At 75.8% G+C, this 15,290-nt stretch carries 9 protein-coding genes; 4 read left to right on the top strand and 5 right to left on the bottom strand.

The genetic code is table 11. The features are described from left to right. Nucleotides 1-29: 29 nt before the first annotated feature. Together WMF27_RS18255 and WMF27_RS18250 are read left to right on the top strand one after the other, a co-directional pair. Nucleotides 30-1,991 carry a protein kinase domain-containing protein gene (locus WMF27_RS18255; RefSeq protein WP_437944356.1) on the top strand — a complete coding sequence of 654 codons (1,962 nt, stop codon included), beginning with the start codon at nt 30-32 and terminating at the stop codon, nt 1,989-1,991. 181 nt (nt 1,992-2,172) lie between these two features. Then, the gene (locus WMF27_RS18250; RefSeq protein WP_437944355.1) at nt 2,173-5,307 is read left to right on the top strand and encodes a response regulator; all 3,135 of its coding nucleotides are present in this window, start codon (nt 2,173-2,175) and stop codon (nt 5,305-5,307) included. Between the two features lie 15 nt (nt 5,308-5,322). On the opposite strand, the gene WMF27_RS18245 is transcribed toward WMF27_RS18250, so the two are convergent. Genes WMF27_RS18245 through WMF27_RS18235 form a run of 3 tightly spaced genes read right to left on the bottom strand, consistent with a single transcriptional unit; the run spans nt 5,323 to nt 10,012 of the window. Continuing rightward, complete coding sequence (locus WMF27_RS18245; protein WP_437767605.1) at nt 5,323-6,435, bottom strand: ABC transporter permease; 1,113 nt, start codon at nt 6,433-6,435, stop codon at nt 5,323-5,325. Beyond that, entirely contained in the window at nt 6,432-9,122 is a 2,691-nt protein-coding gene (locus WMF27_RS18240) for an ABC transporter substrate-binding protein (RefSeq protein WP_437767606.1), read from the bottom strand. Before WMF27_RS18240 ends, WMF27_RS18245 begins: the two co-directional genes overlap by 4 nt. Continuing rightward, entirely contained in the window at nt 9,119-10,012 is an 894-nt protein-coding gene (locus tag WMF27_RS18235; RefSeq protein ID WP_437767607.1) for an alpha/beta fold hydrolase, read from the bottom strand. Before WMF27_RS18235 ends, WMF27_RS18240 begins: the two co-directional genes overlap by 4 nt. 353 nt (nt 10,013-10,365) lie before the next feature. Here WMF27_RS18235 and WMF27_RS18230 point away from each other — a divergent pair, with 353 nt between their 5' ends. Next, a complete protein-coding gene (locus WMF27_RS18230; protein ID WP_437767608.1) occupies nt 10,366-10,884 on the top strand; it encodes a MerR family transcriptional regulator in 519 nt (172 codons plus the stop codon). A 242-nt stretch (nt 10,885-11,126) separates the two neighbouring features. Beyond that, nucleotides 11,127-11,897, top strand: a complete 771-nt coding sequence (locus WMF27_RS18225; RefSeq protein ID WP_437767609.1) for a sigma factor-like helix-turn-helix DNA-binding protein — start codon at nt 11,127-11,129, stop codon at nt 11,895-11,897. Here WMF27_RS18225 and WMF27_RS18220 read toward each other — a convergent pair whose 3' ends face one another. Next, complete coding sequence (locus WMF27_RS18220; RefSeq protein ID WP_437944354.1) at nt 11,898-14,402, bottom strand: hypothetical protein; 2,505 nt, start codon at nt 14,400-14,402, stop codon at nt 11,898-11,900. Further along, nucleotides 14,390-15,262 carry a hypothetical protein gene (locus WMF27_RS18215; protein ID WP_437767611.1) on the bottom strand — a complete coding sequence of 291 codons (873 nt, stop codon included), beginning with the start codon at nt 15,260-15,262 and terminating at the stop codon, nt 14,390-14,392. Before WMF27_RS18215 ends, WMF27_RS18220 begins: the two co-directional genes overlap by 13 nt. Nucleotides 15,263-15,290 lie beyond the last annotated feature (28 nt).

Below are 15,290 nucleotides of genomic sequence, written 5' to 3'. Positions count from 1 at the left end.
GACTCGATGGGGTGCCAGTGACGCTCCGCATGGCCGGGGATGCTCAGCCCGAGATGACCGCCGGCGAGTCCGAGGCTGCCGAGCTGTTCCATCGGGAAGACATCCCTCGGCTGCACGGAGACGAATCATTTGCTCAGCCTCCGGCGCGCAGCGATGTGCCGCCAGCGCGCAGCGACCTGCCGCCGGCGCGCAGCGACCTGCCGCCGGCGCGCAGCGACCTGCCGCCGGCGCGCAGCGACCTGCCGCCAGCGCGCAGCGACGCGCCGCCGCGCAGCGAGTTGCCGCTTCGCAGCGACGTGCCACTTCGCAGCGACGTGCCACTTCGCAGCGACGTGCCGCCGCGCGGGGGGGAAACACTGCCGGCGCGCGTCGACGCGCGCCCGGCGCTCCCGCCGCTGCCGGCGCTCCCACCCCTGCCGGCGCGCTTCGACGGGCCGGCGCGCCGGGGGAAGGCGAAGCAGACGCCGCGCGCGCGGCGCTGCCCGACCTGCAAGCAGACCTTCTCCGGCGACTCCCGCTTCTGCCCGTTCGACGGCGATCCGCTCGCCGACGCGCCCGACTGGAATCCATCGGCCGATCCGATGCTCGGGCGCACCATCGACGGCCGCTACGAGGTGCAGGCGGTCGTGGGTGAAGGGGGGATGGGGACGGTGTACGAGGTGCGCCACAAGTCGCTCGGCCGCCTCTTCGCCCTGAAGGTGCTCCGGCGCGACATCGCGCAGGACGCCGAGCTCGTCGCCCGCTTCATCCAGGAGGCCAAGGCGGCCGCGGCGATCGGCCACCCCAACATCGTCGCGGTGAGCGATTTCGGCGCGATCGAGGTCGAGACGGGGCAGGCAGAGCTGCCGTTCTTCGTCATGGAGTTCCTCTCCGGGACCTCCCTCGCGTCGCTGCTGCGCACCGAGAAGACGCTGCCGGCCGACAGGGTCGGGCAGATCATGCTCCAGTGCGCCGCCGCGCTCGGGGCCGCGCACTCCGCGGGCGTCATCCACCGCGACCTGAAGCCCGACAACGTGTACCTCGTCCGCAACGGCGATCAGGAGTTCGTCAAGCTGCTCGATTTCGGCGTGGCGAAGGTGACCGGCGGCAAGCGGCTCACGCGCATCGGCATGGTGTTCGGGACGCCGCACTACATGAGCCCCGAGCAGGCGGAGGGGAAGCGCATCGACGCCCGCGCCGACATCTATGCGCTCGGTGTCCTCATGTACGAGTGCTTCGCTGGGCGCGTCCCCTTCGAGGCGGACACGTACATGGGCGTGCTGACCAAGCACATGTACATGTCGCCCGAGCCGCTCGAGCAGGTGATGCCCGACGCCGCCGCGCTCGGCGCGTTCGGCCCGATCGTCATGCGCTGCCTCGCGAAGAACCCCGAGGAGCGCTTCTCCTCGATGGCGGACCTCGTCGAGGCCATCGAGCTCGCGCTCGATCCGCCGGGCCGCGGGGCCTCCGTCGCGCCCCCGGGCGAGCTGCCTCGCCACGAGTCGATACGGCCGCGGGCGCACGAGTCGATGCGGCCGCGCGCGCACGAGTCGATACGGCCGCGCGCGCACGAGGAGGTGCTCGCCCCGGTCCAGGCGCCCGCGGAGCCGTCCGAGCCGCTCTCGATGGCCGCGCGCGTGGCGATCGCGCTCGCGGCGGTCCTCGTGCCCATCGCCATCGCCCTCGGCGTCCGCGCCTTGCGCGTCTCGGCGCCCGAGGAGCCGCCCGAGGCCGCCGCCGCCGACGCTCCCGGCGGCGCCCTCCGGGCGGAGACGGCGCCCGCCAGGGCGATCGACGAGCCGCCCGCCGCGACCGCGACCGCGGCCGCGACGGCGGCGCCCGCGCCGGCCGCGCCGACCGCGCAGGAGCCGCCCCGCACCCAGGGCACGGCCGCCCCGATCCCGGCGAAGCCGACCGCGACGACGGGCCGCCCCGCGGCGACCGCGGCGCCCACGGCCTCCGTGGTAAGGCCGCAAGCAACCGGCGATATCGTCGATCCCTGGAAGCGCTGATCGCGCGATCGGCGCGCGACGAAACCTGGCCTTCCCAGCCGTCCTGTGTGCACGATGGACGACGTCGATCACCGGACCCGCGGCCGCGGGACAAGCGATCGACGGCAGCGGCGACGCTCAGGGCGGAGCGCTTGACAGCGTCCGTTCGGGCTCGCCATCCTTCGCGAGGCGGAAACCTCTAGTGGCCAAGCAACAGCTCCTCCTGGTCGACGCGGATCCGCGCAGCGTTCGGGTCCTCGAGGTCAGCCTGAAAAAGGCCGGTTACAGCGTGACCACCGCGAAGGACGGAGCGGACGCTCTCGCGAAGCTCGAGGTCTCCACGCCGGACCTCGTCCTCAGCGACACGCGCCTCCCCAACGTGGACGGATATGCCCTCGTCCGCAAGATGAAGGAGCACGCCGACTGGGCCTCGATCCCGGTCGTCTTCCTCACGAGCCAGCGCTCCATCGAGGACAAGATCCGCGGGCTGGAGCTCGGCGTCGAGGACTACCTGACCAAGCCGATCTTCGTGCGTGAGCTCATCGCGCGCGTGACGCTGCTCCTCGCGCGGCGGACGCGCGAGGGGATCACGACGCGCCACTTCTCGACGACGGGGCGGACCAGGTTCTCCGGGTCGATCCTCGACATGAACGTCGTGGATCTGCTGCAGACGTTCGAGGTGAGCCGGAAGAGCGGGATCGTCCACCTGTCGCACGCGGACAACGAGGCGCAGGTCTACTTCCGCGAGGGCAAGGTCGTCGACGCGACGCTCGGCCGGCTCTGCGGCGAGGAGGCCGTTTACCGCGCGCTCCTGTGGAACGAGGGGACGTTCGAGGTCGAGTTCTGCAAGGTCGACAACCCCGACGGGATCGAGACGTCGACGCAGGGCCTCCTCATGGAGGGCATGCGCCGCGTCGACGAGTGGGGCCGGCTCCTCGAGGCGCTGCCGTCGCTCGCGACCGTCTTCGAGGTCGACAGCGAAGAGCTCCTGGAGCGGTTGAACGAGATCCCCGACGAGCTGAACGGGATCCTGCGCCTGTTCGACGGCAAGCGCACGCTGATGCAGGTGGTCGACGCGTCCCCGTTCGAGGATCTCTCGACGCTCTCGACCATCTCGAAGCTCTACTTCGAGGGGCTGCTGGTGCCCGCCGCCGCGCTCCCCCCCGACGACGTGGTGCCGAGCGAGCCGGAGGCGGCGTTCCACGACGAGTTCTCGCCGCTCTCGTCGCCGTCGAGCGCGCGGCGCTCCAACTACCCCGAGGGGAGCCCGGGGAACGCCGGCTCCGACGACCTCGAGGACGCCGTGGTGGTCCCGGCGCCGCTCTCGACCCGGGTCTCTCCGGCGGTGCTCCCGCGCTCCCGGCCCGGTCACGAGCTGCACGCGCCGGCGGGGGACCCCGACGCGGAGTCCCCCGGGCGCCCCGTGACGACCCGCAGCGCGGTGCACGGGCCAGGGGCGGTCGGCCGAGCGGCCAGCGCGAGCGCCGCCGTGGCGCGCTCCGCGCCGTCGGAGCCGCCGCGGAGCGCCGTGTCGGCCGCGACGGCGCGCTCCGGCGCGGCGGGGGGCCGCGCGCCGTCGGAGCCGCCGAGGAACGCCGCGGTGCGGCCCGGGGCCGCGGATGGCCGCGCGCCGTCGGAGCCGCCGAGGAGCGCCGCGGCGTGGCCCGGGGCCGCGGGTGGCCGCGCGCCGTCGGATCCGCCGAGGATCACCGTGTCGGCCGCGGCGGCGCGCTCCGGCGCGACAGGGGGCCGCGCGCCGTCGGATCCGCCGCGGAACGCCGCGGCGTGGCCCGGGGCCGCGGGGGGCCGCGCGCCGTCGGATCCGCCGAGGAGCGCCGCGGTGCGGCCCGGGGGCGCGGGGGGCCGCGCGCCGTCGGATCCGCCGCGGAACGCCGCATCGTCTGCCGAGGCCGCCCGGGTTACGCGGTCGCGCGCCGAGGTCGAGCTCGACAAGGACACCACGCTCGCGAGCAGCGACGAGGCCCCGCTCACGCGACCGCTCGTGACGCCGCGCAGCTTCGCGCAGAAGCAGCGCTCCACGAGGAGCGACAGGCCCGCGGCCGCTCCCGCCGAGCAGCGCGTTCGCTCCACGCCCCCCGAGGCACCCGCTGCGGCGCCTCCCGAGCCCGCGGTGCCGCCCGTGCCTGCGGCAGCGCCGCCTGCGCTCGCGGCGGCAGCGGGCGTCGCGCCGCCCGCCGGAGAGGAGCGCACCCCGGCGGCGTCGACGAGCCCCACGCTGCGCCCCCGCCCGCCGAGCGACGCTCCGCCGCCCGTCGCCGTCCCGCGCGCGGCGGAGCGCGCGCAGGCGCCGCAGCCCGTCGAAGCGAAGGCCGGGGAGGCGCGCCCGAACGAGGCCTCCCCGCCGCCGCTGCCGGTGCCGGACGCCGCCCCGGCGGCGAGCCTCGCGGCGGCGCCGGACGACGCGCCTCCTGGCGACCGCGGGCCGATCAGCGAGAGCGAGCGCTTCTTCCTCGGCGGCGGGGTGGACGCGCCGGAGGGGATGGCGGCGCAGGAGCATCCCTCGGCCGAGGACGCCGATACGACCGCCGGCGCCGTCGAGGCCACGCTCTTCGGGCCCCGCCACGAGGAGCGCCGGGCCCGCATCGCGCGGATCGTCGCCGGTCTGGTCACGGCGCTCGCGCTCGGGGCCGCCGGCGTGTGGCTGGTCGGCCAGACGGGGCGCCCCGTGCCCGCGGCGCCGGTCCATGCGCCCTTGCCGGAGGAGGGGCCGGCGGGGCAGCACACCGCGGCGGTGCCCGCAGCGGCGCTGGCCGCGTCGGAGCCGGACGGAGAGCCGGCGGCCGCCGCTGCGGCGGGGCTCTCCGCAGCGACCCCCGCCGACGCCCCGGCGGGGCAGCCGGCCGCGCCGGCGGCCCCGAGCGCGAGCGCGCGGGCGAAGCCTGCCGCGGCGAGCCCTGCGCCGGCCGGAGCGCCTTCCGAGAACGCTTCGCGCGCGCCGACCACCCACGCGGCGCCGCCGAGCGCGGCGGCGACCGCGGGCCAGACCGCCGCGCCGGCGCGGGAGCCGGCGCCGTCGGCTGCCCCGCCCGCGTCCGCGCCTGCCGCGCCCGCGCCTGCCGCGCCGGACGAGGAGGGCGGGCCCCTCTCGACGCGCGTGATGCGCGCCCTGGAGTCGGGGCAGACCGGCAAGGCGGTGCAGCTCGCGCAGCAGCTCACCGCCGCCTCCCCGGGGAGCGCCGCGGCGTGGCACCTGCGCGGCGCCGCAGAGCAGGCGGCAGGGCGCGGCGGGCGGGCGTCGTTCCGCAAGTGCGCCGAGCTCTCCTCGCCCGAGTCCTCGCTCGGCGCCGAGTGCCGCGCGCTCGCCGGCATGCCGTGAGCGTGCGGTCCGCGCTCAGCGCGACCGCGACCTGAGCCGGGGATCGAGGGCCAGGGCCGCCACGTCGAGCGCCACGGTGACGAGCACGATGGCGGCCGCGGAGAAGAGCACCGTCCCGACGATGAGCGGGCCGTCCCGGTTCTGGAGCGCCTCGACCGCCATGCTCCCGACGCCGGGCCAGCGGAAGAGCTTCTCCGTGACGATCGCGCCGCCCGCCAGCGCCCCGAGGTCGAGCGCGGCGAGCGTGGCGAGCGGCAAGAGCGCGTTGCGCAGCGCATGGACGACGAGCGCGCGCAGGCGAGAGGCGCCCTTGGCCCGCGCGGTGCGGATGAAGTCCTGGCGGAGCAGCGTCCGGAGCTCCTCGCGGACGATGCGCGCGTAGAGGGCGCTGCCGAACACGCCGAGCGTCAGCGCCGGCAGGACGAGGGAGCGCAGGTGATCGGCCGCCGTGGCGCCGTACCCGTCGTAAGGCAAGAGCCGGAGCTCGTAGGCGAGCACGTACTGGAGCGCGGGGCCGATCACGAAGGTCGGCGCGCTCGCGCCGAGCAGCGTGGCGCCGAGCGCCGCGTCCTCCCAGGCCGTCCCCCGGCGGACCGCCGCGACGATCCCGAGCGAGAGGCCGAGCAGGAGCTGCACCAGCAGGGCGGCCAGCGCGAGCTCGACGGATCGCGGCGCCTTCGCCTCGAGCAGATCCACGACCGGCTTGCGGTAATGGAAGCTGTAGCCGAGGTCGACGTGCAGGCCGAGCGGCCCCGCCGCGCAGCTGCGGTGCTCCGGATCGGCGCGCGCGCCGGCGTGGCCGCCAGGGGCGCTGTCGTCGCCGACCCCCGCGGGGCCGAGGTGGACGAGCCGCCGGACGAACCGCGCGAACTGCACGGGGACCGGGCGATCCAGCCCGTGGATGGCCCGCGCGCGCTCGAGGTCCGCCGCCGAGGCCTGCGGTCCGACGAGCATCCGCGCGGCGTCTCCCGGGAGCAGGTACGCTATCCCGAACGAGATGGCGGTGACCCCCGCGATGACGATCGCGGCCCAGCCGAGGCGCCGGAGCAGGCGCGCGAGCGCGGAGCCCACCGCGGAGGCGCGGCCCGGGCGGGACGTGGAGGCTCGGCGCGCGCGCGTGGTGCTCATCGGGGGAGGGCCGCGCGCGCCAGCAGCGCGCGGAGCGGCGTCGCGGTTCGTGGCGCGGCCGCGCGCGGCCCTCCGCCGGCCCCGGGCCGCGCGGACGGGTCGAGCCAGACCTCATGCAAGCGGGACGTGAGCGCGGCGGCGCCCTCGTGGCCGCGCACGTAGGGGTGCCAGAGCTCGAGCTGCCGCGCCGTGTACGTGGGCACCCACGGCGCGCGATCGCGGACGATGCGCTCGGCGCGGTCGTAGAGCGCGAGGCGCCGCGCGCGATCCTGCTCGGCGTGGGCGGCGTCGAGCGTGCGATCGAGCTCCTCGTCGCTGAAGAAGGCGTAGTTCTGCGAGCCCTCGTCGCGGATGGCGCGCGTGGAGAGCGTCGGCTCGAAGACGCTCGCCGGGTCGGGGAAATCGGCCTGCCACCCGACCCAGCCCATGGGGACGGCGCGGCGCCGCGAGGCCTCGGCGAGGTAGGTCGCCCAGCTGACGAGCCGCAGGCGGACGCGGAGGCCGATCCTGGCGAGCTGCTGCTGGACGATCTCGCCGATCGCCTGCTCCAGCGTGTCCGGGACCGCGATGTAGTCGATGACGCCCGGGTAGCCGCCCCTCCCCGTCGCCGGGTCGTACGGGTAGCCGGCCTCGGCCATCTGCGCGAGCGCGCGCGGGAGGTCGTGCTGCCGCATCGGCGCCTCGCGCGGGGGGCCCGGGATCGACGGCGGCAGCACCCGGTCGAGCGCGAGCAGATCGGGGCGCACCTTCTCCAGCACGGTGGGGTCGAGGGCGAACGCGACAGCGCGCCGGACCGCGAGCTGGTCGAACGGCGCGAGCTCGGTGTTGAGGAAGACGGCGTTGGTCCTGTTCCGCGTCACCCAGCGCCTCTGCCCCTCCCACCCGGGCGCGGCGCGGTAGGCCGCCGCGTCGATCGCGGTCAGATCGCGCAGGACGTCGAGCTCGCCCTCCTCGAACTTGTAGCGCTGGGTCGTCGCGCGCACGCCGGTCTGCCACGTGATGGCGTCGAGGTACGGCAGGCCCGGGCGGAAGTACCCCTCGTGGCGGGCGAGCCCGATGCTGCCGTCCTGGTCCCACCGCGCGACGCGGAACGGGCCGGCGCCGCACGGCGGCGGCGGGCTCGCCGCGTCGACCGCGGCCCCGGACGAGGGGCACACCGGCGCCATGAACGCGAGCGTCATGAGGGGCAGGAACGTCGCGTCCGGCGCGCGCAGATCGATCGCGACGGCGTGATCGCCGAGCACCCGCACGCCGGCGAGGTGCGGCGCCGCGCCCGCGTGGTACTCGGCGAAGCCCTCGATCATGTCGTACTGGCTCGCGCCCGGGCTCGGCGTCCTCGGGTGGAGCGTCCGCTCGATCGAGCGCTTCACGTCGGCGGCGCGGAGCTCCGCGCCGTCGTGGAACCGCACGCCCTCGCGCAGCGTGAAGACGTACGTCCGCCCGCCGCGCTGCACCTCGATCGCGCGCGCGAGATCGGGCGTGATGCGGCCGCCCTGGTCCCACGTGACGAGGCGGGCGAAGACGAGCTCCGCGACGGTGCTCGAGAGCTCGTCGTACGCGATCGCCGGATCGAGCGCGCGCGCGTTGACCGTGGTCGCGAGGCGCAGCGTCCCGCCGCGCACGGGCGCGCCGGGCGCCGGCTCGCCGCCGAGGGGCGCGCGGACGCCGCCCGCCGAGCCGCCCGAGAGCAGGAGCAGCGCCGCGCCCGCGACGAGCAGATCGACCGGCAGGCGACGACCGCGCGGGAGCGCCGCGCCGGCCGGATCGAGCGCGTCGCGGAGCCCCTCGCTCGCGCGGTGGAAGCCGAGCACGGCGAGCACGATGGCGAAGCCCGGCGCGGCCACGAGGAGCGGCCTCGCCCCGAGGTACGGCTCGGCCTCGTGCAGCATGCGGCCCCAGCTCGCGGTCGGCGGCTGCGCGCCGACGCCCAGGTAGCCGAGGGCGGCCTCCGCGAGGATCATCTGCCCGGCGCTGATCGTCGCGAGCGCGAGCAGCGTCCCGCCCACGTTCGGCAGGACGTGCCGCCGGACGATGTGCAGCGGCCCCGCGCCGAGCGCGCGCGCGGAGGCCACGAAATCGCGCTGCGCGAGCTCCGCCGTCTTGGCCCGGACGACCCGCGCCGCCCCGGTCCACCCCGTGAGGCCGAGCACGAGCAGGATCGTCCCCACGTCCGCGCGCCCCACGGCGACGCCGATCGCGGTCACGAACAGCAGGTACGGCAGGGCGAGGATCACGTCGACGAGCCGCATGAGCGCGCCGTCGAGCGCGTCCGCCCGCGTGCCGGCGGCCATGCCGGCCGTGACGCCGACGAGCGCGCCGAGCCCCGTGGCGAGGGCGGTCGACGCGAGCGCGATGCCGAGCGAGAGCCGCGCGCCGTGCGCGAGGCGCGCGAGCAGGTCGCGGAAGAGCGGGTCCGTCCCGAGCCAGTGGGCGGCCGACGGCCCGGGCGGCGCTCCGGAGGCGTCGCGGGCGAGGGTGAAGTCGCTCGCGTTCGGGTCGTGGGGGATGACGGCCGGCCCCACCGCGGCGAACAGCGAGAGCAGCGCGACGATCCCGAGGCCGAGCAGCGCCGAGCGGTCCCCGAGGAACCGCCGCGCCGCGTCCTCGCCGAGGACGGCGCGCCCCGCGCGCCGGGCCGCTCGCGCCGCGCCGCGCGAGAGCCGAGCCCAGCGCGCCGCCGCCGTCACCGCTTCCCTTCGAGGAACTGCGTCACGAGCGCGACGAACTCCCCCGGCCGCTCCTCGTGGGGCGAGTGCCCGGCGTCCATGATCTCGAGCATCGCGCCGGAGATCTCGCGGGCGAGCCGCTGCGCGCTCGCCGCCGGGAAGATGCGGTCGTCGCGCCCCCACACGACGAGGGTCGGCGCCGTGATCCGGGTGAGGCGTGCGACGACGGGGCGCGCGTCGAGCACCGCGCGCAGCACCGCGTGGGCGCTCTCGCGCGCCGAGGGGGCGTTGAAGAGATCGTAGTGCCGGTCGACGCGCGACAGCGGCACGGCGGCGTCCGCCCGGAACACGTCGTCGCGGAAGTACGACCGGAACGTGCCGCGGCCGTGGAGCTGCTTGAAGACGATGCCGCCCACGACAGGCAGGAGCGGGAGCTTCATCTTGAAGCTCATCGGGAACGGGTAACAGAGCGCGTCCTCCAGGACGAGCCGCTGCACGAGCTCCGGGTGGTTGGCGGCGAGCGTGATCGCGACGGCGGCGCCCATCGCGTGGCCGACGAGGTGCGCGCGGCCGACGCCGAAGGCGGCGATGAGGTCGGCCACGGCCTCGGCGAACGTCTCGATGCCGTAAGCGTACCGCGCCGGGCTCGGCTTCTCGCTCTCGCCGAAGCCCGGCAGGTCCGGGGCGATGACGTGGAACCGCTGGGCCAGCGTGTCGATCACGTCATCGAACTCCAGGTGGCTGACGAGGAAGCTGTGGATCAGCAGCAGCGCCGGGCCGTTGCCCGCGCCGGCGACCAGGACCCGCATCCTGACCCCGCGGGCGGTGACATCCCTGATGACGCGTTCGACGGGTCGGGGGGCGGCGGGAGAGGCCGAGCCCCGACCCTCGCTGGCGAGGGCTTTGGCCATGGTGGCGGCGAGACTATCAGCCCTTTTGTCTGAAATGACCGATGTGTGTCAGGGTACGGGGCATGCCGCTGCACGAGCCCCGCAGGGTGTCGGGCGCCCCCCTGCTCGCACCCATTGCACCGAGCGTCGTTTTTTTCCCGCCTCGGCCCCCGACCCGCGTCGAGCCGGGCGGGCCGACGCGTCGTCCCGACGGACGAAAAATGTCCGAGGGTTGTCAAGAACCCCGGCAAAGCACCGCGTCTCGCGACAGTCACACAATAATCGTAGTCGCGTCAATTGACTGTATTCCATTCAGTGGAATAGAGTCGCCCGCGTCGGTTGGGTAGGGCCTCCGGCAATCGATGGGAGGACCGGTGCAGAGGATCCCTGAGGAGGTGCTTGATCGCATCGAGCGGGAGCACGCCCAGGGGATCACATCGAGCGATATCCTCGAGCTGTTCGCGGCTCATGGCATCAAGTTCAGCGAGGCGACGCTCCGGAAGTATGTGCAGCTCGGCTTGCTCCCTCGCAGCGTGCGGGTGGGGCGCAAGGGCAAGCACCAGGGCTCGCAGGGGATGTATCCGGCCACGGTAGTCCGCCAGGTTCAGCGCATCAAAGAGATGATGGCCCAGGACTACACCATCGAAGAGATCCAGCGTGAATTCCTGTTCGTGAGAGGTGATATCGAGGAGCTCGAGCGCACGATGGCCAAGGTCTTCAATGCGCTCAGGGATGCTGCCAAGGAGAGGCGAAGCGAGACGAGCGGCAGGGCGATAGCCCAGGACCTCGCGAGCGCAGAGTCGCTCGCGCGGGAGCTCGTCGCCAAGCTGGGGTTGATAGAAGAGCGCTTGATGGCGCAAGCGCGGCTCACGAAACAGGCGGCTTCCTCCTGAGGGGCCGAGTCGCGGGGCTTTCGTCGTCGTGAAGTACATGGGGCCGCGGGCGCGGCCCCGCCTGGGTTTGATGCGATCGACGGGACGGGCATCGGCTCGTTTCGTCGCGATTTTTTAGGGACGGCATCCGGCTTTACGTCGGGCTTAAGGAGCGGCTCCCTCTGCGCTCGAGCTGGGACTCGGACGTACGGGGAGAGACGCGCGCGCTTGAGAGCGGAGACGCTACCAAACGGAGGCAGCGCATGGCGACGGTGTCTGACAGCGAGCTCGAGATCTTCGGCCTGGACGGTGCGGATGCGGCGGAGGGCGATCGCGGCCCAGCGGGCTCGACGGAGCCCATCGTGGAGGGCGCGCTCGCGCTCCAGGCCGATCCCGCGGAGTCGGGGAACGCCATCACGCGCGAGCAGCGCAGGTCGCGGCGGAAGCGCGAGATCCGGGCGCGGACGATCAGCGTCAAGCGCATGACCAAGCGCGAGCTCGAGATCGGCCGGATGCTCTACCCCGAGACCGACTACTACAAGCCGCGGGCCCGCGCCGAGTGCGTCGACGGCCCGAGGCCGTGCCCGTACGTCTCGTGCCAGCACCACCTCTATCTCGACGTCTCCGCCAGGACGGGCGCCATCAAGCTGAACTTCCCCGATCTCGAGGTCTGGGACATGAACGAGACGTGCGCGCTCGACGTCGCGGATCGCGGCGGCACGACGCTCGAGGACGTCGGGGCGATCATGAACCTGACCCGCGAGCGGATCCGCCAGGTCGAGGTCAAGGCGCTCGCGAAGCTAGAGGCGCTGAAGGACATGATGGCGCTGCGCGATTACATCGACGAGGGCCCGGTCGGCAAGCGCCGGCTCCCCGTGCTGACCCAGCCGGATGACGACGAGGACGAGGACGAGGTCGACGAGGACGCGGCCGCGGCCGCGGACGGCGACGCCGAGGAGGAGGGCCCCGAGGAGCCCCGCGCCGGGCGCCCGGCCGAGCTCGAGGACGCCGGCGACTTCGACGGCGGGGAGTGATCAGTCGGGCCGGGCCTCGACGGTCACGATAGCGTCTGCGCCGAGCGCGCCCGCCAGGAAGGCGCGCCACGCGGCCAGCGTGATCTTCGCGGCGGCCGCGCGGGAGGCGCGGCCGTTGAACAGGTGGATGAGCCGGCGCCTGGGCTCCGCGAGCGCGTCGCGCTCCCGCCGGGCGAGGTGGGCCTCGGCGCGGCCGAGATCGGCGTCGGTCACCCGCTGCGCCAGGCCGGCGAGGAGCTCCTTCACGCGGGCCGAGGCCTCGCTCAGCTCGCCGGCCTCTGCCCTGATCTCGACGGCGAGCGCCGCGGCGCGTGCCCCGCCGAGGACGCGCGCGCTCGCGCGGGCCGCGAGCGGCCGCTTCGCCGGCGCCGCGCTGGCTGGAGCCGGGGACGCCGTGCTCGCCGCGGGAGAGAGCGCGGCCGCGAGCAGCCCGCCTTCGCCGTTGAGGGCGGAGACCGTGAGCTCGGCGAGCTCGCGCGCCGTGGGAGAGGCCTCGCGCGCCGCAGGGAGCCGCGCGCCGACGACGGCCTGCGACAGGGCCGCCCCGGCCGGCAGGCGGGCGTCGTGGTGACCGAGCCGGGGCACCACCGCGCCGTCCGGCGAGCCGCACCCGCGCGGGGTGAGCCGCGGCGCGAGCCAGCGCTCGGCGGCCTCCGCCGCGGCGGCCGCCTGGGAAGCGTCGGCGTTCGCGAGGACGGCGAGCCGGAGCGGGCCGGTCGCGAGCGCCTGCCAGCGGAGCTGCACGGTCTCGAGCGCGCCGCTCGCCACCCGGTCCCAGACGCCGAACGGCTCGATCCAGGACGGGTGGTCGGGCGCGATCGCGGAGGCGAAGGCCTCGAGCGCCGCGGCCCGCCCTCCGGAGAGGTGCTCCAGGTGCTGGAGCGCCGCGGTGCGCGCCAGCGTGAGCGCCTCGGGGCGCAGCGTGGTCGCCGCGACCGCGCGCGCGGCGGCGTTCGCCACGCGGCGCCCGAGCTCGGCCGGGGTCTCGCGCTCGTCGCGGAACGGCGCGTGCGCGATCACGCCGACGGCATCCGCCGTGACCCACGGCTCGATCGTGACGTCGAGCTCGCGCCGCCGGGTCTGCACGGCGGCGAGCGCGGCGAGCGCCGTCGCGCCGGCGTCGTACAGCCCTTCCTCGGCGACGCCGCACGGGCTCCCGAGCAGGACCCAGACCTCGCCTTGCCCGCGCTCGACCAGCGCCCGCCGCTCCAGGGAGGGCTGGGCTCCCGGCGCGAGCGCGCGCGAGAGCTCGGCCTCGAAGCGCTGAGCGCCGGCCTCGCCCGGCGCCGCGGGCTTCGGCGGGTCGGCGCTCGGAGGGAGGCCGAGCGCCGTCGCCCACCGCTCCGGCTGCGCGCCCGGGGCGCTCCCGGAGAGCGCCCACCACGAGGCGCGCGCGCCGGCGTCGCGAGGGTCCTGCGCGGTGAGGACCTGACGCGTGGCGACGTCGGGGGTCGTCGGCGCCGAGAGGCCGCGGCGGATCTCCTGCCGCGCCACCGCGGCCGCGAGCGCCGCCGAGGCCTCGACGGGCGGGGCCGTGGGCAGATCGGCGCCCTCGATGGTCACGCTCACGCAGCCGCCGCGCGGGCGGGCGACCCCGAGCACCTCGACGGCGCGAAAGGGGGAGGGGAGCGCCGAGAGGCGCGCGCGGAGCGGGGACCCCGGCGCGCCGAGCCGCTCCGCCGCGGCGACGGCCGCCTGAGGGCTCGCGACGCGCGCGGCGACGGTCACGCGGGCGGCCCGCCGCCCCAGCTGGTTCGTCGCGTACACGCCGACCGTGTCCGCCGCCGGCCAGGGGTCCGCGGGCGGGGCGCCCGCCGGCCAGGCGTCGACGCCCTCCGCCGCGCGCGCCGCCTCTTCGCAGAACGCGGCCGGGCCGACGGCGGCGATCGAGGTGCGCCCGGCGTGCAGCGCCGCGGCGCGCCACCCCTCGAGCTCCCGCGCGCCCGCGGGCGTCGCCAGATCGACAACGGGCTCGGCGCCCGCGAGGCCCAGCTGGCCGGTGCAGGCCGCGATCGGCGAGAGCTCCGGCGCGTCGAGCGGGCTCGACCGGAGCGCCTGCGTCCGCTCCGCGGCCCGGGCGACCTCCGGGCTGCCCGCCGCGATGGGCTGCGCGAACGCCGCCGACAGCGCGCGCAGGAACGGCGCGACGCGCGCCGCGTCCCTGACGAGCAGGCGCACGCGGAAGGCGCTGCGGTCGATGCGCGCGTCCACGTCGAAGCCGGCCGCGAGCAGGCGCGCCTCGACCACGCTGGCGAGCGCCGTCGTCGCGACCGAGCCGAGATCGGTCGCGACCGAGACGACGAGCGCGGGCGCGGGATCGCCGTCGCGCGAGACGAGCGCGAGCCGCGGCCGGGCGTCGAGGTGGCGCACCTCGATCCGCCCGACGCTGCCCTCGGGCGTCGAGGCGAGGGCGTCCCCCCGCGCCCGCGAGCCGCCGGGCGCCGCGCCGCCGCAGGCCGCGAGCAGGACGAGCGGCGAGAGGAGCGCGGGCCTCAGGGAGCGCATGCGTCGTCGGAGGGCAACGGCGCGCCTTCCAGCTGGAAATCGGCGGGGCAACGCGGGGCGATCTTGAAGCCGTAGAAGTAGGTGAGCACGCCGGTGACGGACCGGAAGACGGCGCCGTCCGCGAGCGGCGGCCCCTCGCGCTCGAGATCGTAGAGCTCGTTCGAGAGGCGCGGGACGTCGGCGGGGCGCACGCCGGCCCCGACGTCGATCGACGCGGCGTAGCGGCCGTCGCGGCTCGAGGGGTCGCCGGCGATCCTGACGCCCTCGACCCGCACGAGCATGCCGATGTACGGGCGCGCCGACGCGTAGCCCCTCAGGTCGTCGAGCGGCACGCGGATCGGGACGGCGGGGCGGTCCTCGAAGCGGAAGCTCATGGTCCCGCCGATCTCGGGCAAGGTGCGGCAGCCGCCGAAGCGGCCGGCGGAGGGGCCGAGGAACTCGGTGAGCTCGCCGAGCACGTCGACGACGTCGCCGGGGACGAGCCGCAGATCCGGCGGGTCGAACGCGGGCTGGAAGACCGTCATCCCCGAGTAGGGGACCGGCTCGTCGGCGCTGTCTTGCACGTAGTGGTTGCCGCGCGCGCCCTCGCCGGTCTCGTCGAAGCTGTCGATGGCGACGAGGGTGGCGCCGGTGACGTGGGCGCGGCGAGCGGGCGGCGCGGCGCAGCGCCGGCTCTCTTCGTCCTCCGGGTCGAGCCACCCGGCGTCACCGACGATCTCGGCGACGCGCGCGCCGCCGCCGCGCTCGTCGGCGAGGGGGATCACGGGGGCATCTCCGTCGCCGCCGCCGCACGCGCCGAGCAGCGGGGCGGCGGCCGCGATGAGCGGAAGCGCGGAGGAGGGGCGGGGCGGGCGAGCCATCCTCCCCGGCTCATACCACAGGGCCGAC

This window comes from Sorangium sp. So ce281 (assembly GCF_051527395.1).
Classification (GTDB): Bacteria; Myxococcota_A; Polyangia; order Polyangiales; family Polyangiaceae; genus Sorangium; species Sorangium cellulosum_B.
Note: the sequence above shows the minus strand (reverse complement) of the source record. Positions and strands in the feature narration are given on the sequence as shown.